Here is a 23,582-nt window from a genome sequence, read left to right on the forward strand (position 1 = left end):
CGGGGCCATCTCATTCAGCCGTGTGGCTCAGTCCTAGTCGCGACGGCGACGGCCGCGGTCGCCACCGCGATCACCGCCGCCTTCGCGCTTGGGACGGCCGCCGGTGTCGTCCGACAGGGGCTCTTCGCCGCGCTCGGCGCGTTCGGCGTTGATCTTGTCGGTCAGATCTTCACCCGTGGTCTGATCGACGACCTTCATCGACAGCCTGGTCTTGCCGCGATCGTTCATGCCGAGGAATTTGACGCGGACTTCCTGACCTTCCGAGACGACGTCGGCCGTTCTGACTTCGAGAACCCGGCGTCAGGCGACCATTCGCCGACGTTGCAGGTAGAGCGCCGCGGCTCCCGCAAGACTGAGGCCGAACAGGATCATCGCCCATTCGGAGATGGTCGGCACAGACGCAGGCGCCGCCGCGGCCGCATTTATCAAATTGACCGTGTAGCCCCCCTTGGCGACTTGCGTGCTCAGGATGTTATTGCCGCTCAGCGTGAATCCGTCAGAGTTAGCCGTGCCGGCCCAGAAGTTCAGGTCGGTAATCGTGCCTGAACCATTCCTGACGAGATAGAACCCGGAGAGTTGAGCACGGGTGAAGGTGGTCGTCGTGGGCGCCGTTCCCAGGTTATTCAGCGTCACGGTGGCCGCTATCAGTTCCGCAGGAAGCGTGGTGGAGGAGCCGCCATACGCGCCCTGAGCCAGTGTCACGTTGCTCAACTCCAGTTGCGCAGTACCCGTGACGCCGCCTGCGCCCGTGAAGCTGCGATAGAGGGTATAGGACTGTGCCGAGGCGCTGCCGGGCATGGCAGCCAGAGCGAGCGCCAGGAATGAACCAGACAGAGCGATCGCGAAAACTTTGAGCATTTTCATAATTTTAAGCATTTGAAGCACGATCCCCACCTAACCGGCGCTCTGTGGCAGATTGTCGCAGGGTTTGCAATAGTCCGCATGAGACGGTGGCCGTGTATGTGGCTGGGGATGAACTGAATGTTGACCGTGTGAACGACGTCTCATGCCGTCCACCGAACGCATAGGTCGCGAATGGCTCGATTTCGGCCATTGGCGTTGGCCCGGATAGCGGACATCCAGACGGAGCCGGCGCCTGATCGAGACGCCAAAGACAAAGGCCCCGCTGTTTCCAGCGGGGCCTCGTTCGTTCAGCGATCCGCCCGCAGACTAGTCGCGACGGGGGCGGCTGCGGCCGCGGTCGCCGCCGCGATCACCGCCGCCTTCGCGCTTGGGACGGCCGCCGGTGTCGTCGGACAGGGGCTCTTCGCCGCGCTCGGCGCGTTCGGCGTTGATCTTGTCGGTCAGGTCTTCACCCGTCGACTGATCGACGACCTTCATCGACAGCTTGGTCTTGCCGCGATCGTCGAAGCCCAGGAACTTGACCTTGACCTCCTGGCCTTCCGACAGGACGTCGGCCGGGTTGGCGACGCGTTCCAGAGCGATCTGGGACACGTGGACCAGGCCGTCCTTGGCGCCGAAGAAGTTCACGAAGGCGCCGAAGTCGACGACCTTGACGACCTTGCCGGAGTAGATGGTTCCGACTTCCGGCTCCGAGGCGATGGACTGGATCCAGGCCTTGGCGGCGTCGATCTTCTCCTGGTCGTTGGCGGCGACCTTGATGGTGCCGTCGTCGCCGATGTCGATCTTGGCGCCGGTCTTCTCGACGATCTCGCGGATCACCTTGCCGCCCGAACCGATCACTTCGCGGATCTTGTCGACCGCGATCTTGATGGTTTCGATCTTCGGCGCATGCTCGCCCAGTTCGGCGCGCGGCGCGTCCATGGCCTTGGACATCTCGTCCAGGATGTGGAGGCGGCCGGCCGAGGCCTGGGTCAGGGCCTGTTTCATGATCTCCTTGGTAATCCCGGCGACCTTGATGTCCATCTGAAGGCTGGTGATGCCTTCCGAAGTGCCGGCGACCTTGAAGTCCATGTCGCCCAGGTGGTCTTCGTCACCCAGGATGTCCGACAGGATGGCGAACTCGCCCGACGGCTCCAGGATCAGGCCCATGGCGATGCCCGAGACCGGACGGATCAGCGGCACGCCGGCGTCCATCAGGGCCAGCGACGAACCGCAGACCGTGGCCATCGAGGACGAGCCGTTCGACTCGGTGATCTCGGAGACCAGACGGATGGTGTAGGGGAAGTCTTCCTTCGACGGCAGCATCGGTCGGATCGCGCGCCAGGCCAGCTTGCCGTGACCGATTTCGCGACGGCCGGGCGAACCCATGCGGCCCGCTTCACCCACCGAATAGGGGGGGAAGTTGTAGTGCAGCAGGAAGCTTTCCTTGTAGGTGCCCTGCAGGCTGTCGATGTACTGCTCGTCCTCGCCGGTGCCCAGGGTGGCGACGACCAGGGCCTGGGTTTCCCCACGCGTGAACAGGGCCGAACCGTGGGTGCGCGGCAGGACGCCGACTTCCGACACGATGGCGCGGACCTTGTCGAGGGCGCGGCCGTCGACGCGGTGGGCGTTCTCGATGATGTCGCGACGCAGGACGTCGGCTTCACATTCCTTGAAGGCGGCCGCGAACTTGGAGCTGTCGACGCCCTCGGGGTTCTCGTCGGTCTTCACCAGGGCGGCGGCGGCGGTCTTCTTGGCCGCATCGACGCCCGAGCGACGGTCGTACTTGCCGGGGTGGGTGTAGGCGGCCTTGATGTCCTCGCCGACCAGCTTCTTGATCGAGGTGACGACGTCGGAGTGGTCTTCGGCCTGGAAGTCGAAGGGCTCCTTGGCGGCGTGTTCGGCCAGATCGATGATGGCGTCGATCACCGGCTGCATGCCGGCGTGCGCGAACATCAGCGCCTCGAGCATCTTCTCTTCCGACAGCTCCTTGGCTTCGGATTCGACCATCATCAGGGCGTCTTGCGTGCCAGCGACCACCAGGTCCAGGTCAGAGCCCGGGATCTGGTCGACGGTCGGGTTCAGAACCAGTTCGCCGTCGATCAGGCCGACGCGCGCGGCGCCGATGGGGCCCATGAAGGGCACGCCCGAGATGGTCAGGGCGGCCGAGGCGGCGACCATGCCCAGCACGTCCGGATCGTTTTCCATGTCGTGCTGCAGCACGGTGATGACGACCTGGGTCTCGTTCTTGAAGCCCTTGACGAACAGGGGGCGGATCGGACGGTCGATCAGGCGGGAAACCAGGGTTTCCTTCTCGCTGGGACGGCCTTCACGCTTGAAGTAGCCACCCGGAATCTTGCCGGCGGCGAAGGTCTTTTCCTGGTAGTTGACGGTCAGGGGGAAGAAATCCAGACCCGGCTTGGGCGAACGGCCATAGACGACGGTGGCCAGAACCACGGTCTCGCCGTAGGTCGCCAGCACGGCGCCGTCGGCCTGGCGGGCGATGCGGCCCGTTTCCAGGGTCAGCGGGCGTCCGGCCCACTCGATCGTCTTGCGTTTGATATCGAACATATTTCGTCTTTCGTATCCCGGACGGCGTATTCCGTGCGGGGTCCCATCATTGGGGGCGGATGCGTCGGCGTTCAGTCCTTCGATCCAGAGGTCGCCGCGCCATCGCGGTCGACCGGGAGAGGACCGGCATGGCCCTCGCAACTGCGCCGTAAGTCCTGCGGCGCACAGGTCGTCTCTAGTCGCACAACGAGGCGCGGACGTGACCGCCCGCGCCTCGAAAGCGTATTCTACACTGATCCGACGCCTTAGCGGCGCAGGCCCAGCTTGGCGATGAGCGCCTGGTAGCGACCGGCGTCGACCTTGTTCAGGTGGTCGAGCAGGCGGCGACGTTGCGACACCATCTTCAGAAGGCCACGACGCGAGTGGTTGTCCTTCTTGTGGGTCTTGAAGTGTTCGGTCAGGTTGGAGATGCGTTCCGACAGGATCGCGACCTGAACCTCGGCCGAGCCGGTGTCGCCAGCGGTGCGGGCGTTATCGGCGATGATCTCGTGCTTGCGTTCAGCAGTAACCGACATCGAAGAGTCCTTTCTTGGCCTATCGCGCTTCGCGCTACTTGAGGCCGTGGGGTCTCGGCCCTTGCCGGATGGCGCGGGCCTAGAGGTTGAAAACGCGGTCGGGTTCTAACCGGCCGGCCCGCAACTGGCAGAGTGCGACGAGGGTCTGGCCCTGAAAGGCTGAAACCGTTCGCGAACCGCCGGAAAGGCGATCCTTGAGGGTTTCCACCTGACGGGGGAGCAGAACGATCGGGCGTCCCTGCCGAAGCGAGAAGGCGTCCTGATCCGTCACGGCCAGCTCCGGGATGTCGTCCAGGGCGGTCGCAACGGGAAGCAAGCCTTCCGAGGCGGCGCCCCTATGCACCATTTCTTCCAGAGAATCCAGAGTGACGGCGTTTTCCGTGCTGAACGGGCCGACCCGCTCGCGGCGCAGGGCGCTTACGTGACCCTCGGCGCCTAGGGCGAGCGCCAGGTCGCGCGCCAGCGAGCGCACGTAAACGCCCTTGCCGGTGCGGATGGTCAGTTCGACATGGTCGGCGTCCGGGGCGTCGGTGACCTCGGCCGAATGGATGGTGACGCGGCGGGACTGAAGTTCGAACTCGACACCGTCGCGGGCCAGGTCATAGGCGCGGGCGCCGTCCACCTTGATGGCCGAGAAGCGGGGCGGGGTCTGGTCGATCTCGCCGACGAAGGCGGGCAGGGCGGCCTTCACCGCCTCGACCGAGGGGCGGACGTCGGACCGGCCGATGATCTCGCCCTCGCGGTCCACGCTGTCGGTCGATACGCCCCAGTTGATGGTGAAACGATAGACCTTCTGCGCCTCCATCATCATCGGCACGGTCTTGGTCGCCTCGCCGAGCGCTATGGGCAGGATGCCGCTGGCCAGCGGATCCAGCGTCCCGGCGTGACCGGCCTTCTGGGCGTTGAACAGGCGGCGGATGCGGCTGACCGCCTCGGTCGATCCCATCTCGAACGGCTTGTCCAGGCACACCCAGCCGTCGACGACGTCGCCCTTCTTCTTGCGGGCCATTATGCTTGGCCTACCGCGCTAGGCGCTACTTGAGGCAGCGACATCAGGAGTCGCCCTCTTCCTCGTCGCGGCGTTCCAGGTCGGCGCGGACGCGGGGGTCTTCGAACAGACGGTCGAGATGGCTGGCGGCGTCGAAGCTTTCGTCGTGGCGGAAGCGCAGGTCCGGCGTGAACTTCATGTCCAGACGCCGGCCCAACTGGCCGCGCAGGAATTTGGCGTGGACGTTCAGCGCCTTGATGATCTCGCTCTCGTGGCCCGTGGTCGGGGCGGCCTCGACGCCGGCGCCCAGGGGTTCGACGAAACAGGTGGCGTGTTTCAGGTCCGGCGACAGGCGGACCTCGGTCACGGTGACGGACACGTCGGCGAGGGCCTCGTCGTGGATGTCCTCCTCACGCAGGATGTCGACCAGGGCGTGACGGATCAGTTCGCCGGCGCGCAGCTGACGTTGGCTCGGACCGGCCGGGCCGGAGGAATTGCGGGAATGCTGTTTGTGGGCCATCGGCCGCTCCTTCTTGTTCGCCCGCCGGGGCTCGGACCCGGCCGGATAAGCGAAAGTCGGGCGGTCTAGGCGCGTGGAGCCGCCCTGTCCAGTTCCGCCGCTCTGACGGACCGCATCACCTCGCCCGAAAACGCCGAGCGCGCCGGGCGGATCGCCACCCCGCCGGCGTTCAGCGCACCGGCCGTCCAGTGGTTGCACAGGTGCAGGATCGAAAAGCTCTCCCGGCTGGCGAAGAAGCGGGCGTCGTCGCCGGCGCGAGCGGTCGCGACACGCGGCCCCCCGTCTGCGAGGTCGAGCGAGGACTCGATCCGTCCCGCCATTCGGTCGAAGGCGCCGGGCGGGAGGCGCAGGGCCGCGCGTCGATCGGCGGCGTGGCGGTCGCGGGGGTCCAGACTCTCCGGGTCCAGCATGACGACGGAGGGATTGCCGGGCCGGAAGAAGGCGCGCGCGCCGTCAGGCAGCCGGTCCGAGATCGGACTTTGATCGACATAGAAGGCGGCGTCGCCCCAGCCGATCAGAATCCAGTCGCCGGGCGCCAGGTCCGCGACGGCCTGTCCAAGCGGCCCGCCGCGTCGTTCCAGCGCCGTGCGGGGCACGGCCAGATCGGTGTGGAAGCCGTTGTCGAGCAGATAGACCGTGACCGGCGCGTCGGTGATCGACGGGATCGACGCGCCCGGCCGGGTCCAGGTCAGCAAGGCGGCGACCACGCCGATCAGAACCGCCAGGGGCAGGGCCCATCGCATCGCTGTCTCTCCGCACGCCTCTCCTGCCATGAAGATAGACGAGCAGGCGTGGCGGGCGAAAGGGCGCGCCGTCGGCGGAATGGGCTGGATCTAGGAGTCCGTGTCCGCAAACGGCGAGACCGGCGCCGTCTGCCATTCGCCGCGCCAGTCGTAACTCAGCGTCACGCAATGGCGGTAGGTCCCGTCGGCCCAGCGGCCGACCGCCTGTATCGTCAGCGGGCGGGGCGCGCGGATGCGGCTCATCACCAGCCAGACGTCGTTCGCGCCGGGACACAGGGCGCGGGCCAGACCCCGTCCGTCGCCGCTCTGTTCGATGGCATAGAGGTCGCTCTCGTTCGCCCCCTCGGGCAGGACGCGCCGCGCCTCGTTCGGCCCGCCCCGGGCGAAGTCGGCCGAACCGCGCGCGGTGGTCGAGAACAGCCGTTCCACGCTGATCGCCCCGAACAGGCCGCGCCGGACCTGGAGGGTGATCCCCTTGGTCAGGGCCTGGGTGATGCGGTCCGAGGCGTTGTAGGACAGATAGCGGGTGTCGGCGCGCGCGGGCGCGGCCGCCGACAGGGTCAGCAAGGCGATGAGAACGGGAGCGAGGGGCGAGCGCATGTCTCTTCCTTCCCCGGCCATTGCGGCGACTTTACGCCTCGCCCAGGCAGCGCAGGGCGACTTCCAGATTGCGCAGACCGTCTTCGCCCGTCACCGCCGGGGTTTCGCCGGTGTGGATGGCGCGGGCGAAGGCCTCCAACTCCTTCCTCAGCGGTTCGGCCGGCCAGGAGTTCAGCATCCGGGTGGAGTAGGAGCCGTCGGGCTGCTGGCCGAAATACTCCGTCACCTGGCGGGTGATCAGGTCGGCGACGATGAATTTGGTCTTGGTGGCGACCTGCAGGGTGCGGGTCTTGTAGGGGGTGACCCAGTTGGTCGTGATGTGGGCGATCACGCCGTTGTCCAGCCGGAACTGCAGCAGGGCCGTGTCCTCGCGCTCGGCGCGGGTGCGGGCCAGCTGCGGCTGGACCTCGACGATCTCGGATCCGGTCAGGTGGCGGATGATGTCGATGTCATGCACCGCCAGATCGATGACCACGCCGACCTCGCCCATGCGCGGCGGGAAGGGGCCGACGCGGGTGATCTGGATGGAGATGATCTCGTCGTCGGCGACGGCGCGCTTGACCGTGTCCACGGCCGGGTTGAAGCGTTCGACCTGGCCCACCATCAGGACGCGGTCGTTGGCCTTGGCGGCGTCGATCATCCGCTGGGCGTCGGCCACGGTGGCGGCGATCGGCTTCTCGACCAGGACGTGGACGCCCTTTTCCAGCAGGGCGACGCCGATTTCGGCATGGAATCGGTTGGGCGTGGCCACGACGGCGGCGTCCAGGCCGGCGTCGACGAAGGCCTGGGCGGTCGTGACCGGCGCCGCCTCATAGGCGGCGGCGACCCCATCGGCGACGACCACATCCGGGTCGAAGACCGTGGTCAGGTCGAACTCGCGCATCTCGGAGGCGACGCGCGCATGGTTGCGGCCCATGACGCCGACGCCGGCGACGCCGAACTTGAGGACGGGGGTGGTCGGCATCAGGCTTGGCCCTTGTAGCTGGCGACGGCGGCGATGACCTTGTCCTGGGTCGCCTCGTCCAGATCGGCGTGCATCGGCAGGCTGAAGACCACGTCCTTCAGACGTTCGGTCACCGGCAGGCCGCCGGCCCCTCGCGGGAAATGCGCATAGGCCGGCTGCAGGTGCAGCGGGATCGGATAATAGACGGCGGTCGGCACGTCATGGGCCTTCAGATGAGCGATCAGGCCGTCGCGGTCGGGGTGTTCGACCGTATATTGCGCCCAGTTCGAGATATTGCCCGCAGGGACGTCCGGAACCTTGGCGACGTGAGGGCGCAGGCCTTGATTGTAGCGGGCGGCGATCCGGTTGCGCCACGTGATCTCTTCACCGAACACCTTCAGCTTCTCGATCAGAACGGCGGCCTGGATCGTGTCCAGACGGCTGTTCAGGCCGATCCGCATGTTCAGATATTTGGGGTCGTGATCGAAGACGCGGTCCTTCAGGTCCACCGCCACGGCCTTGCCGTGCACGCGGACGGAATCGATCAGCTGGGCCAGTTCGTCGTCATTGGTCAGCACCGCCCCCCCGTCGCCGTAGCAACCCAGGGGCTTGGCCGGGAAGAAGCTGGTGGTGGTGATGTCGGCCCATTTCAGCGGATGTTCGCCGCCGATGGTGCAGCCGAAACCCTGGGCCGAATCCGCGATCAGTTTCAGGCCGTGTTTGTCGCAGATCGCCCTGATCGCCGGATAATCGGCGGGCTGGCCGAACAGGTCGACGGCGATGACCACGCGCGGGGTCAGGCGGCCCTCGGCCTTGATCCCCTCGATGGCGCGCTCCAGCGCGACCGGGTCCATATTGTAGGTGTCGGCGTCCACATCGACGAAGACCGGCTCGGCGTCGAACCAGGGCACGACCTCGGCGGTGGCGGCGAAGGTGAAGCTGGGCACGAAGACCGCGTCGCCGCGTCCGATTCCCCAGGCCATCAGCGGCAGGGCCAGGGCGTCGGTGCCGTTGGCGCAGCCCAGGGCGTGTTCGGCCCGGCCGAAGGCGGCGAGTTCGGCTTCGAACTGGCGGACCTGAGGCCCCATGACCCAGGCGCCGCCGACGACGGCCTCCTGAACGGCGGCCTCGATCTTGCCGGCGAGACGCAGGCGCTGGGCCTGAAGGTCGATGAAGGGGATCATGAACGCGCTCTCCACGAGGATCCGGAGGGGATCGGGGGCGGCGGGACGACGGGTCGGGCCGCGAGGGTGGCCGCCGTCCTAGCAAGATCGAACGCGGAGACCAAACCGGGCGGCGTCACTTCGCGTTGCCCATTGCAACGATCATGTTCTAAGCCGACGCCATGTCCGCTTTCGCCGCCGCCAAGACCAAGGTCTCCAACTGGTTGTTTCACCAGGCCCTGCCGTTGTGGGCCGAACAGGGCGTGGACGGCCAGGGGCGGTTCTTCGAACAGCTGGATTTCGAAGGTCGGGCGCGGACCGGACTGCGCCGACGCACCCGGGTTCAGGCGCGTCAGATCTATGTCTTCTGCGAAGCCGCCGCCCTGGGATGGGCGCCGGGGCGCGCGGTGGCCCAGGCCGGTCTGGACCGGATGATCGCCGCCTGTCGCCGCGACGACGGCCTGTGGGTCGCGGCGACCGATGACGCAGGCGCGGTCGTGGACGAGACGCCGGACCTTTATGATCTGGCCTTCGTGCTCTTCGCCCTGGCGGCCGCGCATCGGGTGCTGGGCGACGATCGGGCCCGGCCCCTGGCGCTGGAGACCCTGGGGGCGATCAATCGGTTGATGGCGGCCCCGCACGGCGGCTGGCATGAGGCCCTGCCGCCGAGTCTGCCGCGTCGCCAGAACCCGCACATGCACCTGCTGGAGGCCATGCTGGCCTGGCAGGCGGCGGCGCCCGACCCGGCCTTCGAGACGGCGGCGCGCATGGCGCTGGACCTGTGCCGCGACCGTTTCCTGATCGACGGCGCGATCCGCGAATATTTCACCGAGGATTGGCGACCGGATCCGGCCGTCGGGCATATCGTCGAACCCGGCCATTTCGAGGAATGGGCCTGGCTGTTGCGTCAGGCTGAAATCGCCGGTCTCGACGCCGGCCCAGGCCTGGATCAGGCGGCGGAGGCCCTGCATCGCCGCGCCGTCGCCCAGGGGCTCAAGGCCGGCTTCATGATCCGCGAGATGGACGCCGACGGTGCGCCGATCCACGCCGGACGCCGTCTTTGGGCTCAGACGGAGGCTGTCCGCACCGCCCTGACCTTCGGGGACGCCGCCGCCGCAGACCTGATCGAGGCGACCTTCGCCACCCATCTGGCGACAGCCGTTCCCGGCCTGTGGGTCGACAGCTATGAGGCGGACGGGACGTCGTCGGACAAGGCCGCGCCCGCCTCCAGCCTGTATCACCTGATGACCGCCTTTTCCGAACTGCTGAGACACGACGCATGACCGGTCTGCCCGCCGTCTTTCTGGATCGCGACGGAGTCCTGATCGAGGACTCCGGCTATCCCCATCTGCCCGAACATCTGAAACTGATCCCGGGCGCGACGGCGGCGGTGCGGCGGTTGAACCGGCTGGGCTATCTGGCGGTGATCGTCACCAACCAGTCGGGCGTGGCGCGCGGTATGTTCGATGAGGCCCAGATGAACGGGTTCAACGCCCTGCTGGTCAAACGCATGGCCCAGGACGGGGCTGTGATCGGGGCGGTCTACGCCTGCCCCTTCCATCCGGAGGCGCGAGACGAACGCTATCGCCATCCCGACCATCCCGACCGCAAACCCAATCCCGGCATGCTGCTGCGGGCCATAGCCGATCACGACATCGATCCGGCGAAGTCCTTCATGATCGGCGACCAGCCGCGCGACATCGAGGCGGCGCAGCGGGCGGGCGTGTCGGGCTTCCTGTTCCAGGGCGGCGACCTGGACGTCTTCGTGCGTGAACTGATCGGCGCCTGACCATCGCAATTCTTCGTGCGGTGAATTAGTTTCCTCCTTCTTGGTTGAAGGAGCGCCCCGTGACCCTCGTCGCCGCCTATGTCGAACGTCGCTGGAAATCCCCGGACGGTCTGGACCTGTTCGCGCGCGATTATGCGCCAGGGCCCGGCGTCGCGCGTCCGCCGATCATCGCCATTCACGGCCTGACCCGTAACAGCGCCGACTTCGGCGCTCTCGCGCCGTTTCTGGCCCAGAGCGGACGGCGCGTCCTGGCCGTCGATGTGCGCGGGCGCGGCCTGTCGGATCGTGCGTCTGACCCGATGACCTACCAGCCCGATGTCTATGCGAAGGATATGTTGGCCCTGATGGATCAGGCGGCGATCGACCGCGCCGTCTTCGTCGGCACCTCGATGGGCGGGCTGATCACCATGGCCCTGACGGCCTTGAAGCCCCGGGCGGTGGTCGCCGCCATATTGAACGACATCGGTCCCGAGGTGGCGCCCGAAGGTCTGGCGCGCATCGCGTCCTACAGCGGCCAGCCCGTCGAGATCGGCTCATGGGCCGATGCGGCGGCCTATGCGAAACGAATCAATGGGGTCGCCTTTCCCCACTATTCCGACGCCGACTGGGACGGGTTCGCGCGGCGCATCTTCCGCCAGCAGCCGGACGGGGAGATCGAGCTGGACTATGATCCGGACATCTCGGTTCCGATCCGGGCGGCGGGGGCCAAGGCCCTGGTTCCCAACCTGTGGCCCATGTTCCGGCGTCTGGCGAAGACCAAGCCGACCCTGCTGGTGCGGGGCGGGGAGTCCGACCTTCTCAGCCTCGCCATCGCCGAGAAGATGAAGAAGGCCGCGCCGGCCATGGCCTATGTCGAGGTCCCCGGCGTCGGCCACGCCCCGATGCTGGACGAAGCCGAGGCCAAGGCGGCGATCTTCGAATTCCTGGCGGACGTGGATTAGTCCTTCGTCGGATCGACCTGGCTGGCGTCGCCATAGGTCAGGGCCAGGAAGACGTCTTCCAGGTCCGGGTCCTCGGTGGTGATGTCGGCGATGGTCACGCCGGCGGCGCGGACGGCGTTGATGACCTGTTCCACCGACGATTGCCCCTTCTTGTAGGTCACGGCGAAGGCGCCGCCGGGACGCGGCGTGACCTGGAAGCCGTCCAGAACCGGGGGCGTCGCCTGGGGCGTCTCGGGCGTGACGACCACATTGCGGCTGTCCAGACGGCGCAGCAGTTGCGGCGTCGGCTCGCAGGCCACCACCTGGCCCCGGTTGACGATGGCGATCGTGTCGCAGAGCTCCTGCGCCTCTTCCAGATAATGGGTGGTCAGGACGATGGTCACACCCTCGGCGTTGATCTGGCGCACATAGGCCCACAGCTGGCGGCGCAGTTCGACATCCACCCCCGCTGTCGGCTCGTCCAGGATCAGGATAGGCGGATTGTGAACCAGGGCCTTGGCCACCATCAGGCGGCGCTTCATTCCGCCCGACAGGGCGCGGACATAGGCGTTGGCCTTGTCCGACAGGCCCAGCGCCGCCAGCAGTTCGTCCGAGCGGCGTTCATTCTTCGGCACGCCGTAGAAGCCGGCCTGGACCTCCAGCGACTCGCGCGGGGTGAAGAAGACGTCGGCGACGATTTCCTGCGGGACGACGCCCAGGGCCGCGGCGGCGTCGCGCGGCTCCTTGTCGATGTCGCGGCCCCAGATGGTCACCGTGCCTTCCGACTTCTTGACCACCCCGGCCAGGATGTTGATCAGGGTCGATTTTCCGGCGCCGTTGGGCCCCAGAAGCCCGAACACCGAACCGCGCGGAATGATCAGGTCGACCCCGCGCAGGGCCGTCTTGGGTGCCGACTTCTTGGAGCCGGCGTAGGTCTTCTTCAGCCCGCGCACCTCGATGGCGTTGTCGGGCAGGGTCGTCGCATCGGTCATTCGGGGCGCTTTGATCGAGAAATCGGGTCGCGCGGCGGTTTGACGCCGCCGGACGGGCCGCATAGGTATGCGCCCGACGCCTCCTCGCCAAGATACGAGCCGAATAATGCCGCCCCGCCATCCCGACGCGATCATCCCTCCGCCCGAAGAAGTCGTGGTCTCGACCAAGCGCGTCGCCTGCGACGGCGGCGGCGGCGCCCTCGGCCATCCGCTGGTCTATATGGACATGGGCGAGGACGACTTCATCGAGTGCGGCTATTGCGACCGCCGCTTCGTCCTGTCGGCCGATCCGCACGACGAGAGCGAATATCTGAGCCCCGCCGCCCGCGCGCCCGAGGCCCATTGAATACAGGCCCGCTGAGCCTGTCACCTCAGTTGAATCGTGGTTTCGCCATCTGGCGGCTATAGAGGGCGTCAACCGCGCCTCCCGGACGGAGACACACGCTTGCGTTATCTGCACACCATGGTCCGCGTACAGGACCTCGACGCCTCGTTGCATTTCTATTGCGACCTGTTGGGCCTGCAGGAGGTGCGACGCACCGAGAACGAGAAGGGCCGTTTCACCCTGGTCTTCCTGGCGGCGCCCAAGAATCTGGAACAGTCGGCGGCGGAATGCGCCCCCGAGGTCGAACTGACCTTCAACTGGGATCCGGAAACCTATCAGGGCGGCCGCAACTTCGGCCATCTGGCCTACAAGGTCGATGACATCTACGCCGCCTGCCAAAGGCTGATGGATGGCGGAGTGGTGATCAATCGTCCGCCGCGCGACGGCAATATGGCCTTTGTCCGGTCGCCGGACGGTATCTCGATCGAACTGCTGCAGGAAGGCGAGCCCCTGGCCCCTGCCGAGCCCTGGGCCTCCATGGACAATACCGGAACATGGTGATGCGTCACCTCGCACTGGTATCGACGGCGGCCCTGGCGTTGTCGGCCTGCGCCTCGACCACCGAGACCTATATCGGCCGCACCGCGACCGAACAGCTGCTGATGGCGCGGGCGTCGGACAAGGCGGTGGAGGGTTTGTCCCTGCCCCTGCCGACGGCGGCGTCGATCTTCGTCGATGAGTCCTATTTCCAGGGCGAGGGCTCGCGCTACGCCATCAGCGCCATTCGCGCCGCCCTGTCCGACGCCGGATACCGCCTGGCGCGCAACAAGGACGAGTCCGACGCCGTGTTCGAGATCCGGCCGGGCGCCCTGTCGCTGGAACAGATGCGCCGCGTCTTCGGTCTTCCGGAAATGCGGATTCCCATAAACGAGACCCTGAACGTCGTCTCGCTGCCGGAACTTTCGGTCTACAGCAATCGCGACCGGGTGGGCGTCGCCGAGTTTTCCGGCTTCCTGTACGAGGCCAAGACCGGGGCTCCCCTGGGCGCGGTCCTGCCCATGATCGGCGAGTACAGGATCCGCAGTCACAAGCTGCTGATGATCGTCAGCTGGGGTCAGCAACAGGCCCAGCCGGGACGGCGCGACCCTGGATCCAGCTGGACCGAATTCTGACGGCTGACGCGGCGGCTCCGGCCGCCTATGTTCCGGCCATGACCGACGCCTCCGCTCCCCAGACCGCCCCCGAACAGGATCGCCCCCTCACCCAGGACGGCCCCGCCCTGCGGCTGTGGATGATCGACGCCTCGGCCTATATCTTCCGCGCCTATCACGCCCTGCCGCCGCTGACGCGCAAGTCCGACGGCCTGCCGGTCGGGGCGGTCCAGGGCTACTGCAACATGTTGTGGAAGCTGCTGAAGGACATGAAGGGCGCCGACGGCCCGACCCATCTGGTCGCCATTTTCGACCACTCGGACAAGACGTTCCGCAACACCCTGTATGACCAGTACAAGGCCCACCGCCCGCCGGCGCCCGAGGATCTTGTCCCGCAGTTTCCCCTGGTGCGCGAGGCGACGGCGGCCTTTGGCGTCCATTGCGTCGAACTGCCCGGCTACGAGGCCGACGACCTGATCGCCACCTATGCCTGCAAGGCGCGCGACGCCGGGGGCGAGGCGGTGATCGTGTCCTCCGACAAGGATCTGATGCAGCTGATCGGCGGCGGCGTCGTCATGTGGGATCCGATGAAGGACCGGCGGCTGGCCGAGCCCGAGGTGTTCGAGAAGTTCGGCGTCGGCCCGGAGAAGATGATCGATCTTCAGGCCCTGATCGGCGACAGCGTCGACAATGTTCCCGGCGCCCCGGGCATCGGACCCAAGACGGCCGCCCAGCTGCTTGATGAATACGGCGACCTGGACGCCCTGCTGGCCCGCGCGGGCGAAATCAAACAGCCCAAGCGCCGCGAGACCCTGATCAATTTCGCAGATCAGATCCGCCTGTCGCGCGAGCTGGTCCGCCTGACCTGCGACGCCCCGGCGCCCGAGCTGATCGAGGATTTCGCCGTGCGCGATCCGGATCCCGAGACCCTGTCGGCCTTTCTGGACAAGATGGAGTTCCGGTCGCTGCAACGTCGTGTCGGCGACGGCAAGGCCGGCCCCAGCGAGACTTCCGCCTTCGCCCCCAAGCGCGCGCCGAACCTGAGCGCCCCGGTCGCCACGCCTCGCTACGGGCAGGTGGTGGAAGGTCCCGCCGAGGCCCAGAGCTTCGACCTCGAGGCCTACGAGTGCGTCCAGACCGAAGAGGCGCTGGATCGCTGGATCGCGCGGGCAACCGAGGCGGGCGTGGTGGGTTTCGATACAGAAACCTCGTCGCTGTCGGCGACGCATGCGGGGCTGTGCGGGGTGTCGCTGGCGGTGGGGCCGAATGAGGCCTGCTATATCCCGCTGACCCATGAGCATGAGCCCCAGGCGGGGGAAGGGGGGCTGTTCGGGGAGCCGGGGGAGGCGCGAGAGCCGCTCCAGCAGTTGGACAAGACGACGGCCCTGGCGAAGCTGAAGGGGTTATTGGAAGATCCTAGTGTATTGAAAATCTTGCAGAATTCCAAGTACGATCTTGCCGTCATGGCGCGGCGGGGGATCCGGGTCGCGCCCTATGACGACACCATGCTGATCTCATACGTGCTGGAGGGCGGGCTGCACGGGCACGGGATGGATGAGCTGGCGCGGCTGCATCTGGGGCACGACCCTGTGCCGTTCAAGAGCGTGGCGGGGACCGGCAAGAGCCAGAAGTCGTTCAGACACGTCGCCCTGAAACCGGCCACCCAGTACGCCGCCGAAGACGCCGACGTCACCCTGCGCCTGTGGCGCATCCTCAAGCCCCGGCTGGCGCGCGAGGGCCTGTCCACCGTCTATGAGACCCTGGAACGCCCCCTGCCCGCCGTCCTGGCCGAGATGGAGACCGCCGGCGTCCGCATCGACCCCGACCGCCTCAAACGCCTGTCCAGCGAGTTCGGCCTGCGCATGGCCGAGCTGGAGGCCCAGGCCCACGAGATCGCCGGCCGCCCCTTCAACATCGGCTCCCCCCGCCAGATCGGCGAAATCCTGTTCGGCGAGCTGAACCTGCCCGGCGGCAAGAAGACCGCCAGCGGCCAATGGGGCACCGACGCCAGCGTGCTGGAAGACCTGGCCGCCACCCACGCCCTGCCCCGCGTCCTGCTGGACTGGCGCCAGCTGTCCAAGCTGAAGGGCACCTATACCGACGCCCTGACCGCCGCCGCCGACCCCGCCACCGACCGCGTCCACACCAGCTACCAGCTGGCCGCCGCCACCACCGGCCGCCTGGCCAGCTCGGACCCCAACCTCCAGAACATCCCGATCCGCACCGAGACCGGCCGCGAAATCCGCCAGGCCTTCATCGCCGCCCCCGGCCATCTGCTGATCAGCGCCGACTACAGCCAGATCGAACTGCGCCTGCTGGCCCATATCGGCGACATCCCCGAGCTGAAACGCGCCTTCAAGGCCGGGCTCGACATCCACGCCGCCACCGCCAGCGAAATGTTCGGCGTCCCCGTCGAGGGCATGCCGTCCGAAACCCGCCGCCGCGCCAAGGCCATCAATTTCGGCATCGTCTACGGCATCAGCGCCTTTGGCCTGGCCGCCCAGCTGGGCATCGATCAGGGCGAGGCCGGCGCCTATATCAAGACCTATTTCGACCGCTTCCCCGGCATCCGCACCTATATGGACAAGACCAAGGCCGAGGTCCGCCAGGCCGGCTTCGTCTCCACCGTCTTCGGCCGCCGCATCCACATCCCCGCCATCCACTCGAAATCGGGCGCCGAACGCCAGTTCGGCGAGCGCGCCGCCATCAACGCCCCGATCCAGGGCGCCGCCGCCGACATCATCCGCCGCGCCATGATCCGCATGCCCGCCGCCCTGGCCGAGGCTGGGCTGACCACCCGCATGCTGCTGCAGGTTCACGACGAACTGGTCTTCGAAACCCCCGAGGCCGAGGCCGACCGCGCCATCACTACCATCAAACGCGTCATGGAAACCGCCTCAGACCCCGCCGTCGCCCTGACCGTCCCCCTGGTCGTCGACGCCCGCGCCGCCCCCAACTGGGACGCCGCCCACTAGCGGCGAACCCGCCGCGGGGAATTGACCCGAGGCTCGGCGGTTGGGGTGGTGCGTTAGTAAAGGGCGGGACTTGATCGTAACGGGTTAGCGGGGCGTCGCTTTGTTCGATGGCCTCCCTGGCGTATACTGACTGTCCCGGTCCGACCGTTTGGGAGGCTGGTCTTTTCGCGTCCCGCAACTTGGCCCCGAGGCATTGCGGTGGCCTAGGAGAGCTGGCTGACAGAGATTATTTGTGTGAGATGGAAGGCGACTCCGCTTACATGCAAAATCCCGGTGAACTTCCGAGCGACCCACCCTTTATGCTGACTTACCGTCGAACCAGTGTCATGGACTCACCAGCGCAAACGCTGGTCAACACGGTCAACTGCGTCGGTGTGATGGGCAAGGGCATCGCCAAGGCCTTTCGCGACCGCTATCCGGCGATGTTCGCTCCCTACAAGCGCCTCTGCGACGAAAAGCTGTTGCAGCCAGGAAAACTTTGGCTCTGGCAAGGTGAGGATCATGCGGTCCTCAATTTCCCGACCAAAGTACATTGGCGCAACCCTTCGCGGATCGAATGGATAGAGGAGGGGTTGCAGAAGTTCATTGAGTCTTATGAAGCCCAGCGCATTACCTCGATCTCCTTTCCGCGCCTCGGCTGCGGCAATGGTGGTCTCGATTGGGACGACGTACGCCCGCTGATGGAGCGATACTTGGCGCCCCTGCCGATCGACATCTTCATTCACGACTACGAAAAGCCGATAGGCCTCCCCGAACACCGAGAGGCGGATCTCGCCGAACGCTTTGGCGACGTTAGTCCGCTCCTCGTTTTCGAGGACTTCTTGAGCCAGATGAAAGAAGTGATTGAAGTGTCCGGTGGACGCTTCGCGATGCTCAATTCGCAGCGGCAGTTCAGTGCGAACCTCGATGATTCGGCTCTGCGCCTGACTGCTGAGGATCGAAACTCCGAGCTCGAAATGGAGGCGCTGCGCGGCGTCTGGCTAAGCCTAAGCGCTGGCCTTGTGACTACCCGGGATGCTGGCTGGTCCGACGCAAAGAGCGGGCCGATGGTCCTGTCCCTACTCAGTCTCTTGCCCCAAGTGCGTGCTTTGGAAATCCAGAAGGCTCATCATGGCGATGCCGAGATCGCGCTTGAGCTAAAGAGATACCCGACGACGGCGACGCCGGCGTCGGGAGGACAGCAGGAGATGGCATGGGGTTGACCGCTCAAGCTGCGGACGCCCACATCGCCCGTTGGCAAGCGGAACTAGGCAAGCCCTACTATCCGCACCGGGTGCACTGGCCTTCGATGCTGTTTCATCATGCCCCGATCGAAAATGCAGTCGGGATCATCCAGACTGGTGAGATTCGCTCGCGTCGGCAGTCCGAGGGCCATCGCCCGCTCGACGTCGCCGCTGCAGGCGTGATTGATAACCGGGACCGCGCGCATGAGTTCTCGCGGCTGTACTTCCGGCCTCGGACGCCGACCCAGTACCATATTGAGGGCATACGCCGGCCGAACGAGTGTCAATATGGTCCGGCCGCCCACGCTCCAGTGCTGGTGATGTTCGCTCTAGACGCTCGGTCGATCCTTACAATGCCGAGTACGCGGTTCTCGGACATCAACATGCAGAACGGCGCTGCGCGCGACGGGGATGACGACGCCTTCTTTTCCACGATCAACTTCGCCAAGACCTATCATGAGGGCGCGACGGGAGGTGATATGTCTATCATCAACCATCGGGCGGCCGAGGTGCTCTGCCAATCACCGCTGGTCCTGGCTGAGCACCTCAAATGGGTCATCTGCCGCTCGGAAGCTGAACGTGAAACCCTGATCCATATGGCCGGTCCGGCCGCTCGTTTGCTTCGTCCCAAGATCGTCACCTCGGATGACGGCAGGGTGTTCGAGAAGCGGTTCGCGTTCGTCGAGAAGGTCTACGCCTCGCCCGAGGGAGTTACCTTCAGCATCAACCCTCGGCATGACACGGCTAAACTCAAGGTGCGTGTTCAGGTGCAGACTGGCGATGATACTGTCGTGTTCGATCAGACATACAATCAGCTGCTTGCGCGACCGGAGAACGGCGGAAATTGGATTTCAAAGGTAAAGCTAATTGACGGCTTGTATCGAGTCACTATTCAGATCGACGATCACAATGCCTACGATAACCTATTCTATGTCGGTGAGGTATTGTTCTAAAAATAAGCGCAATGTAGCCGGAGAGCTTCGTCGCTCGCTCAATCTGATTGCAAGCGGTCCTTCATGGCTCGGTCGAAGCCACGGCGGGGTGAGCGCGCGTCTAAGGAGGCGGAGCTTCCTTTCCAGACCCCTAGGGACAAGCCTTGGGATGACGAAACCAGGGGGCTTGGATCGACAACCTCCGCGCCTTGTGGTCAGTGCGGCGGAGATTTGGGGGATGAGGGGTCATCATGTTCATAGCGCCGCTGCTGGCACTCGCTGTTCTGGTTCCGGATCCGGGGACGCCCAAATTGTGGGAGCAGGAGGCGCCCGCCACCAACTGGGCGCGGACGCCTGATCCCGAAGTGACCTCTGACCTGATGCCGGGGTTCGCGGCGCAGTTGGACCTGCGGGGCTGGGCCATTGTTCGCTGTTATCAGGAGACGGACGGCCATCCCTACAACTGCAGGGTCGTCGAAGAACGGCCGCAGGGCTTGGGATTCGGGTCTGCGGCGCGCGTGGTGGTCGCCAGCGGGGAACTGAGGCTAGGGCGGGTCGCCGGTATACCGATGCCGGGCGAGGTGCAGGCCAGAGTGCGTTTCCGCGTGGAGGATGAGGCGGATGAAGGCGGGTGGAGCGGGCCGGAGCCGTCCGAAATCCAGCTGAAGCTTGCGCGCCAGATCGTCGATGGCGCCTATGAGGACGGGGAGCCGGAAGAGGACAATTTCCTCGACGGGCTGGATTTTGACAGGCGGGCGGTCGTCCAGGCCTGGGTCGATGAACTGTTCGTCGAGGTGCGCGCCGAGCGGCGCGAGGCCCTGGTGTTGCAACTGGCCCGGCTGGCGAGCGAGAGCGACCTTCGTCGTCTGCTGGCCGGCGACTATGTGTCGCCGCCGGATATGGACAAGTTTGAATCGGCCTTTCCGGAATCCAAGGCCGCCAAGGCGGCGGTCGCAGAACTGAGACGCCGATACTGCGAACGGTACAGCTGCGACGCCAGCGAGGTGAAGACGGACGAGGCGGGCGGTCGGTAGGAATTGCGGGCGCTGGGCGGGCTGAACGCACGCAATTCTGGAAGCGAACGCTTTTGAAATCAGCCTGTTGAACTCCGAATTTCCCAATCGGCGCGCCTGAGGAGCGGGCGGGGTTAGGCTTCGCCGCATGGGAAAGCCGAGCAAGCTGAGCGATGAGGAATGGGAGGCCTTGTTCGACCGCGATGCGCGGGGCGAGCGGCGGTCGGATCTGGCGCGGATCTATGGGGTGTCGATCTCGACCATATGCTGGCAGGCGAAGAAGCGCGGGCGGATGAAGGGGCAGGCGCCGGATGCGGTGGATCATCGCCGGCGGCCGGCGGAGGGCTGGCCGGCGGATCATGTCTTTCCTCAGAGCCGGTCGGGCATGACGCCCGCGCGCTGGCGCGAGCTGTTGGCGCGGCGGAATGCGGGCGAGACCAGTGCGGTCCTGGAGGCCGAGTACGGGGTGACGGCGGGGGCCATCGCCTGGGCGGCGAAACGCTATGGCCTGCGGAAAATGGACACGCCGGGGGCGGTGTATCAGCCGCGCGGACCGGCGGCGGGGGCCTATGAGTATGGCCGGGGGGAGCCGGCCCTGACCATCGAGATCGACTGGAGCGATCCGGTGGGGACGGTGCGCGAGCTGCACGCCGATGTGCTGAAGCGGTTGAGCGACGGGGACGAGCCGGAGGCCGCGCGGCTGTGGCGCTGGTCCCAGAGGACGCGGGTCATGGCGGGCGTGGGGGCGGCGGATCTGCGGGCGTTCTGGAAGAGAAACGCTACTTCTCGTGGGGGCTATCGCCCTTCGGGCTACTTGAGCCCCCAGACCCCCGGTGGGTTTGAGGGCGGTCAGGGCGCTGGGGGGCTGGTTTTGCGGCCGGCGCAGCGGCCGCCGGAGGGGGCGTGGTCGACCTGGTTGTTTCTGGGCGGGCGGGGGGCGGGCAAGACTCTGGCGGGGGCGTCTTGGATCGCGGACATGGCCGAGCGGCTGGGGGCGGGCGGGCGGCTGGCGCTGATCGGGCCGACCTTGCACGATGTGCGCGAGGTGATGATCGCCGGGCCGTCGGGGGTGATGAGCCTGCCGCGCTGGACGGGTGTGGGAGGGGACGGAGAGGTGGAGTGGCGGGGGCCGGAGTATCAGCCGTCGCGGCGGCGGCTGGTGTTTCCGAACGGGGCCGAGGCCTTCGTCTTCTCGGCCGAAGACCCCGACAGCCTGCGCGGGCCCCAGTTCGCCGCCGCCTGGGCCGACGAATTCTGCGCCTGGCGCAACGGCGGGGAGACGCTGGCCCTGCTGCGGATGGGGCTGAGGTTGAGGTTGCCAGAGCCGGACTCCCCAGCCGTCGATCCAAGCGCGGCGCATGACGGAGGAGTGGGGGCTCAAGGAGCGAGGCTCCGCGAGCCGAGCGATAGCCCCCGGCTCGTTGTTACGACGACCCCTCGCCCGACCAGGGCGCTCAAAGCATTACGCGCCGAAGGCGCGTGTGCGCTCACCCATGCGACGACGCGGGACAATGGGGATCATCTGGCGCCGGGGTTTCTGGAGGGGCTGGAGCGGCTGTACGGCGGGACGCGGCGGGCGGCGCAGGAGCTGGAGGGTCTGGTGGTCGAGCCCGAGGGCGGGCTGTTCACCGCCGAGATGATGGCGGCGGCGCGGGGGGCGGCGCCGGTGTCGGTTGAGGGGCGGCCGGTCTATGAGCGGGTGGTGGTGGGGCTGGACCCGACCTGTTCGCGCGGCGGGGACGCCTGCGGCATCGTGGCGGTGGGGCGGCGCGGGGAGACGGCCTGGGTGCTGGCCGACCGCTCGATGCGGGGGCTGTCGCCGCAGAAATGGGCCGAGCGGGCCATGGAGACGGCGCGGCTGTTCGGCGCCCGATGCATCGTCGGCGAGGTCAACCAGGGCGGGGACATGGTCGAGGCGGTGCTGAAGGCGGCCGGGTGCGGGGCGGATGGGGAGAACATCGGCTTTACGGCGGTGCGGGCCTCGCGCGGAAAGGCGGCGCGGGCCGAGCCGGTGGCGGCCCTGTATGAACAGGGGCGGGTGCGGCATGCGGGCGCGTTCGCGGCGCTGGAGGAGGAGCTGATGGAGCTGGGCGCCGAGGAGGAAGGGCAGGCTGCCGGATCGGGGGAGGGGCATTGGGACCGGGCCGACGCCCTGGTCTGGGCCGTCACCGACCTGATGCTGGACGGCCGGGGGGAGGGGCCGCGGGTGCGGGCGCTTTAGGCCGCCATCATGCCGATGTCGTCGGGGCTCTCGCCCCGGCCCAGAAGCCCGGTCTCGAAGTCCATGAAGATGTCCATCAGCTCCTCGACGCTGGCCGGATGGGCCGACGGGCCGAAGCGGAAACGCCAGTAGCTGACGATATGCTGGACCGCGCCCAGCTGGTCGCCCAGCTTGGCGAACATCGAGGGGGCGTCCAGCAGGAAGTCGCGGAAGGCGGTCGGGCGGCCCTCCTGCGTCAGGCGGGCGTAGGCGTCGTCATAGATGCTGAGGGTGCGGCTGACCTCGTCGCAGGTGCGGATGATGCGGCCGCGCAGGACGGCGCGGCTGCGGTCCAGATATTCGCGGGCGGGGCGGTCGATCCTGCCGCTCGGCTTGATGGTGCGCACGGCCTCGGCCACGGCGGCGACCTCGCCCAGCAGGGTGGACAGGGTCCATTTGTAATAGAGGAAGCCCTTCCAGCAGAAGACCCCCTCCTGATACTGTTCCGGCGCCAGGCGCAGGGTCAGGCGCAGGGCCTCCAGCTGGTCGCCGGGCGTGTTGGACAGGATCTTGGCCGCCATCCGCGCCGCCGAGTCCGAGGCCACCGCGAAGGTGTCCGCCCCCAGGCTGAGGGTGACCAGGGGCTCGACCTCGCTATGGACGAAGGCCACCATCCGCTGCAGGTCGCCGTCGCTGATGGAGAAATAGCAGGGGGCCGGATCCAGTCCGCCGCGCCGCAGCTGCTCGCGCAGCAGGAAGGGGTCCAGGGACGGCAGCTTGTCGATCAGGCGCAGGGTCTCGATATCCGGGTGGGTAGGGGCCACGCCGAAGGCCTCGATCATCATCCGCTCGAAGCCGATCTGATTGACGAAGACATAGCGCCCTCCGGTCTTCAGATCCTCGTCGTCGATGGGGATGACCACCTTGGTGGCGACCTGGCGGCGGCCGGTGAAGAGATCGGTCTCGTTGCGCCGCAGCCGGTGCTTGATGATCAGGGACCGGTTCAGGGCGTGGGTGCGGAACACCGGCCGCGCGGCCCAGTCGGGATTACGCACGGCGCCGTCCGATCGGCTGTCGCCGTTTTCCTCCCACACCCGCAGAAGGTTCAGCACGCGGGCGGTTGAGGCGGAGCCCCGGAGGTGTTCGAGGTTGCGGACGGCGCGATCAGTCATGCCG

22 protein-coding genes and 1 pseudogene are annotated in these 23,582 nt (G+C 66.8%); 11 read left to right on the forward strand and 12 right to left on the reverse strand.

Annotation, left to right across the window (positions count from 1 at the left end; all coding sequences use genetic code 11):
* Window positions 1-33 precede the first annotated feature (33 nt).
* The 10 genes and pseudogenes from ACW18C_RS00370 to ACW18C_RS00415 all read right to left on the reverse strand — a co-directional run.
* Window positions 34-276 (reverse strand): annotated as a pseudogene (locus ACW18C_RS00370) (polyribonucleotide nucleotidyltransferase); the annotation flags it as partial.
* A 24-nt stretch (window positions 277-300) separates the two neighbouring features.
* Complete coding sequence (locus ACW18C_RS00375; RefSeq protein ID WP_492074060.1) at window positions 301-876, reverse strand: IPTL-CTERM sorting domain-containing protein; 576 nt, start codon at window positions 874-876, stop codon at window positions 301-303.
* Window positions 877-1,170: 294 nt separating this feature from the next.
* Complete coding sequence (gene pnp / locus ACW18C_RS00380) at window positions 1,171-3,414, reverse strand: polyribonucleotide nucleotidyltransferase (RefSeq protein ID WP_492072158.1); 2,244 nt, start codon at window positions 3,412-3,414, stop codon at window positions 1,171-1,173.
* A 245-nt stretch (window positions 3,415-3,659) separates the two neighbouring features.
* Complete coding sequence (rpsO, locus tag ACW18C_RS00385) at window positions 3,660-3,929, reverse strand: 30S ribosomal protein S15 (protein WP_008261985.1); 270 nt, start codon at window positions 3,927-3,929, stop codon at window positions 3,660-3,662.
* 79 nt (window positions 3,930-4,008) lie between these two features.
* A complete protein-coding gene (gene truB, locus ACW18C_RS00390) occupies window positions 4,009-4,938 on the reverse strand; it encodes a tRNA pseudouridine(55) synthase TruB (protein ID WP_292150339.1) in 930 nt (309 codons plus the stop codon).
* A gap of 43 nt (window positions 4,939-4,981) precedes the next feature.
* Complete coding sequence (gene rbfA, locus ACW18C_RS00395) at window positions 4,982-5,437, reverse strand: 30S ribosome-binding factor RbfA (protein ID WP_492072159.1); 456 nt, start codon at window positions 5,435-5,437, stop codon at window positions 4,982-4,984.
* 65 nt (window positions 5,438-5,502) lie between these two features.
* Entirely contained in the window at window positions 5,503-6,180 is a 678-nt protein-coding gene (locus ACW18C_RS00400) for a DUF2459 domain-containing protein (RefSeq protein WP_492072161.1), read from the reverse strand.
* Window positions 6,181-6,270: 90 nt separating this feature from the next.
* Window positions 6,271-6,780 (reverse strand): hypothetical protein, encoded by a 510-nt coding sequence (locus ACW18C_RS00405; protein ID WP_492072162.1) that lies wholly within the window; start codon window positions 6,778-6,780, stop codon window positions 6,271-6,273.
* 31 nt (window positions 6,781-6,811) lie between these two features.
* The gene (locus ACW18C_RS00410) at window positions 6,812-7,744 is read right to left on the reverse strand and encodes a Gfo/Idh/MocA family protein (protein WP_492072163.1); all 933 of its coding nucleotides are present in this window, start codon (window positions 7,742-7,744) and stop codon (window positions 6,812-6,814) included.
* Window positions 7,744-8,907: a DegT/DnrJ/EryC1/StrS family aminotransferase gene (locus tag ACW18C_RS00415; protein ID WP_492072165.1), complete on the reverse strand. Its 1,164-nt coding sequence runs from the start codon at window positions 8,905-8,907 to the stop codon at window positions 7,744-7,746. Before ACW18C_RS00415 ends, ACW18C_RS00410 begins: the two co-directional genes overlap by 1 nt.
* Window positions 8,908-9,068: 161 nt before the next feature.
* Between ACW18C_RS00415 and ACW18C_RS00420 the strand changes: the two genes are divergently transcribed.
* From ACW18C_RS00420 to ACW18C_RS00430, 3 genes are read left to right on the forward strand one after another with little or no spacing between them, the layout of a single operon-like run.
* On the forward strand, window positions 9,069-10,169 hold the full coding sequence (locus ACW18C_RS00420) for an AGE family epimerase/isomerase (protein ID WP_492072166.1): 1,101 nt from the start codon (window positions 9,069-9,071) through the stop codon (window positions 10,167-10,169).
* Window positions 10,166-10,675, forward strand: a complete 510-nt coding sequence (locus ACW18C_RS00425) for a D-glycero-alpha-D-manno-heptose-1,7-bisphosphate 7-phosphatase (protein ID WP_372704883.1) — start codon at window positions 10,166-10,168, stop codon at window positions 10,673-10,675. The genes ACW18C_RS00420 and ACW18C_RS00425 overlap by 4 nt, the downstream gene beginning before the upstream one ends.
* 59 nt (window positions 10,676-10,734) lie before the next feature.
* Window positions 10,735-11,616 (forward strand): alpha/beta fold hydrolase, encoded by an 882-nt coding sequence (locus tag ACW18C_RS00430; protein WP_492072167.1) that lies wholly within the window; start codon window positions 10,735-10,737, stop codon window positions 11,614-11,616.
* Here ACW18C_RS00430 and ACW18C_RS00435 read toward each other — a convergent pair.
* Entirely contained in the window at window positions 11,613-12,587 is a 975-nt protein-coding gene (locus tag ACW18C_RS00435; RefSeq protein ID WP_008264330.1) for an ABC transporter ATP-binding protein, read from the reverse strand. The two genes, ACW18C_RS00430 and ACW18C_RS00435, sit on opposite strands and share 4 nt — an antisense overlap.
* A gap of 106 nt (window positions 12,588-12,693) precedes the next feature.
* Between ACW18C_RS00435 and ACW18C_RS00440 the strand changes: the two genes are divergently transcribed.
* The 8 genes from ACW18C_RS00440 (at window position 12,694) to ACW18C_RS00475 (ending at window position 22,427) form a co-directional block, all read left to right on the forward strand.
* Entirely contained in the window at window positions 12,694-12,933 is a 240-nt protein-coding gene (locus ACW18C_RS00440) for a zinc-finger domain-containing protein (protein ID WP_008263386.1), read from the forward strand.
* A gap of 99 nt (window positions 12,934-13,032) precedes the next feature.
* Window positions 13,033-13,473 carry a VOC family protein gene (locus ACW18C_RS00445; RefSeq protein WP_008259598.1) on the forward strand — a complete coding sequence of 147 codons (441 nt, stop codon included), beginning with the start codon at window positions 13,033-13,035 and terminating at the stop codon, window positions 13,471-13,473.
* Window positions 13,473-14,084 carry a DUF6655 family protein gene (locus ACW18C_RS00450; RefSeq protein WP_230307713.1) on the forward strand — a complete coding sequence of 204 codons (612 nt, stop codon included), beginning with the start codon at window positions 13,473-13,475 and terminating at the stop codon, window positions 14,082-14,084. Before ACW18C_RS00445 ends, ACW18C_RS00450 begins: the two co-directional genes overlap by 1 nt.
* A gap of 38 nt (window positions 14,085-14,122) precedes the next feature.
* Window positions 14,123-17,038 carry a DNA polymerase I gene (gene polA / locus ACW18C_RS00455; protein ID WP_492072169.1) on the forward strand — a complete coding sequence of 972 codons (2,916 nt, stop codon included), beginning with the start codon at window positions 14,123-14,125 and terminating at the stop codon, window positions 17,036-17,038.
* Between the two features lie 260 nt (window positions 17,039-17,298).
* The gene (locus ACW18C_RS00460) at window positions 17,299-18,240 is read left to right on the forward strand and encodes a macro domain-containing protein (protein ID WP_492072170.1); all 942 of its coding nucleotides are present in this window, start codon (window positions 17,299-17,301) and stop codon (window positions 18,238-18,240) included.
* The gene (locus ACW18C_RS00465; RefSeq protein ID WP_035310568.1) at window positions 18,231-19,214 is read left to right on the forward strand and encodes a DarT ssDNA thymidine ADP-ribosyltransferase family protein; all 984 of its coding nucleotides are present in this window, start codon (window positions 18,231-18,233) and stop codon (window positions 19,212-19,214) included. Before ACW18C_RS00460 ends, ACW18C_RS00465 begins: the two co-directional genes overlap by 10 nt.
* A 230-nt stretch (window positions 19,215-19,444) precedes the next feature.
* Entirely contained in the window at window positions 19,445-20,227 is a 783-nt protein-coding gene (locus ACW18C_RS00470) for a hypothetical protein (protein ID WP_492072172.1), read from the forward strand.
* A gap of 127 nt (window positions 20,228-20,354) precedes the next feature.
* Entirely contained in the window at window positions 20,355-22,427 is a 2,073-nt protein-coding gene (locus ACW18C_RS00475) for a phage terminase large subunit family protein (RefSeq protein ID WP_492072174.1), read from the forward strand.
* On the opposite strand, the gene ACW18C_RS00480 is transcribed toward ACW18C_RS00475, so the two are convergent.
* The gene (locus tag ACW18C_RS00480; protein WP_492072176.1) at window positions 22,424-23,578 is read right to left on the reverse strand and encodes a hypothetical protein; all 1,155 of its coding nucleotides are present in this window, start codon (window positions 23,576-23,578) and stop codon (window positions 22,424-22,426) included. The genes ACW18C_RS00475 and ACW18C_RS00480 overlap by 4 nt on opposite strands.
* Window positions 23,579-23,582 lie beyond the last annotated feature (4 nt).

The organism is Brevundimonas sp. FV1ye7S, from assembly GCF_058680995.1.

Bases quoted from the DNA above. Each gene is read 5' to 3' on its own strand.
- ACW18C_RS00375 (WP_492074060.1), bottom strand. From the start codon at position 876: ATGCTTAAAATTATGAAAATGCTCAAAGTTTTCGCGATCGCTCTGTCT.
- pnp (WP_492072158.1), bottom strand. From the start codon at position 3,414: ATGTTCGATATCAAACGCAAGACGATCGAGTGGGCCGGACGCCCGCTG.
- rpsO (WP_008261985.1), bottom strand. From the start codon at position 3,929: ATGTCGGTTACTGCTGAACGCAAGCACGAGATCATCGCCGATAACGCC.
- truB (WP_292150339.1), bottom strand. From the start codon at position 4,938: ATGGCCCGCAAGAAGAAGGGCGACGTCGTCGACGGCTGGGTGTGCCTG.
- rbfA (WP_492072159.1), bottom strand. From the start codon at position 5,437: ATGGCCCACAAACAGCATTCCCGCAATTCCTCCGGCCCGGCCGGTCCG.
- ACW18C_RS00400 (WP_492072161.1), bottom strand. From the start codon at position 6,180: ATGCGATGGGCCCTGCCCCTGGCGGTTCTGATCGGCGTGGTCGCCGCC.
- ACW18C_RS00405 (WP_492072162.1), bottom strand. From the start codon at position 6,780: ATGCGCTCGCCCCTCGCTCCCGTTCTCATCGCCTTGCTGACCCTGTCG.
- ACW18C_RS00410 (WP_492072163.1), bottom strand. From the start codon at position 7,744: ATGCCGACCACCCCCGTCCTCAAGTTCGGCGTCGCCGGCGTCGGCGTC.
- ACW18C_RS00415 (WP_492072165.1), bottom strand. From the start codon at position 8,907: ATGATCCCCTTCATCGACCTTCAGGCCCAGCGCCTGCGTCTCGCCGGC.
- ACW18C_RS00420 (WP_492072166.1), top strand. From the start codon at position 9,069: ATGTCCGCTTTCGCCGCCGCCAAGACCAAGGTCTCCAACTGGTTGTTT.
- ACW18C_RS00425 (WP_372704883.1), top strand. From the start codon at position 10,166: ATGACCGGTCTGCCCGCCGTCTTTCTGGATCGCGACGGAGTCCTGATC.
- ACW18C_RS00435 (WP_008264330.1), bottom strand. From the start codon at position 12,587: ATGACCGATGCGACGACCCTGCCCGACAACGCCATCGAGGTGCGCGGG.
- ACW18C_RS00440 (WP_008263386.1), top strand. From the start codon at position 12,694: ATGCCGCCCCGCCATCCCGACGCGATCATCCCTCCGCCCGAAGAAGTC.
- ACW18C_RS00450 (WP_230307713.1), top strand. From the start codon at position 13,473: ATGCGTCACCTCGCACTGGTATCGACGGCGGCCCTGGCGTTGTCGGCC.
- polA (WP_492072169.1), top strand. From the start codon at position 14,123: ATGACCGACGCCTCCGCTCCCCAGACCGCCCCCGAACAGGATCGCCCC.
- ACW18C_RS00460 (WP_492072170.1), top strand. From the start codon at position 17,299: ATGCAAAATCCCGGTGAACTTCCGAGCGACCCACCCTTTATGCTGACT.
- ACW18C_RS00465 (WP_035310568.1), top strand. From the start codon at position 18,231: ATGGGGTTGACCGCTCAAGCTGCGGACGCCCACATCGCCCGTTGGCAA.
- ACW18C_RS00470 (WP_492072172.1), top strand. From the start codon at position 19,445: ATGTTCATAGCGCCGCTGCTGGCACTCGCTGTTCTGGTTCCGGATCCG.
- ACW18C_RS00475 (WP_492072174.1), top strand. From the start codon at position 20,355: ATGGGAAAGCCGAGCAAGCTGAGCGATGAGGAATGGGAGGCCTTGTTC.
- ACW18C_RS00480 (WP_492072176.1), bottom strand. From the start codon at position 23,578: ATGACTGATCGCGCCGTCCGCAACCTCGAACACCTCCGGGGCTCCGCC.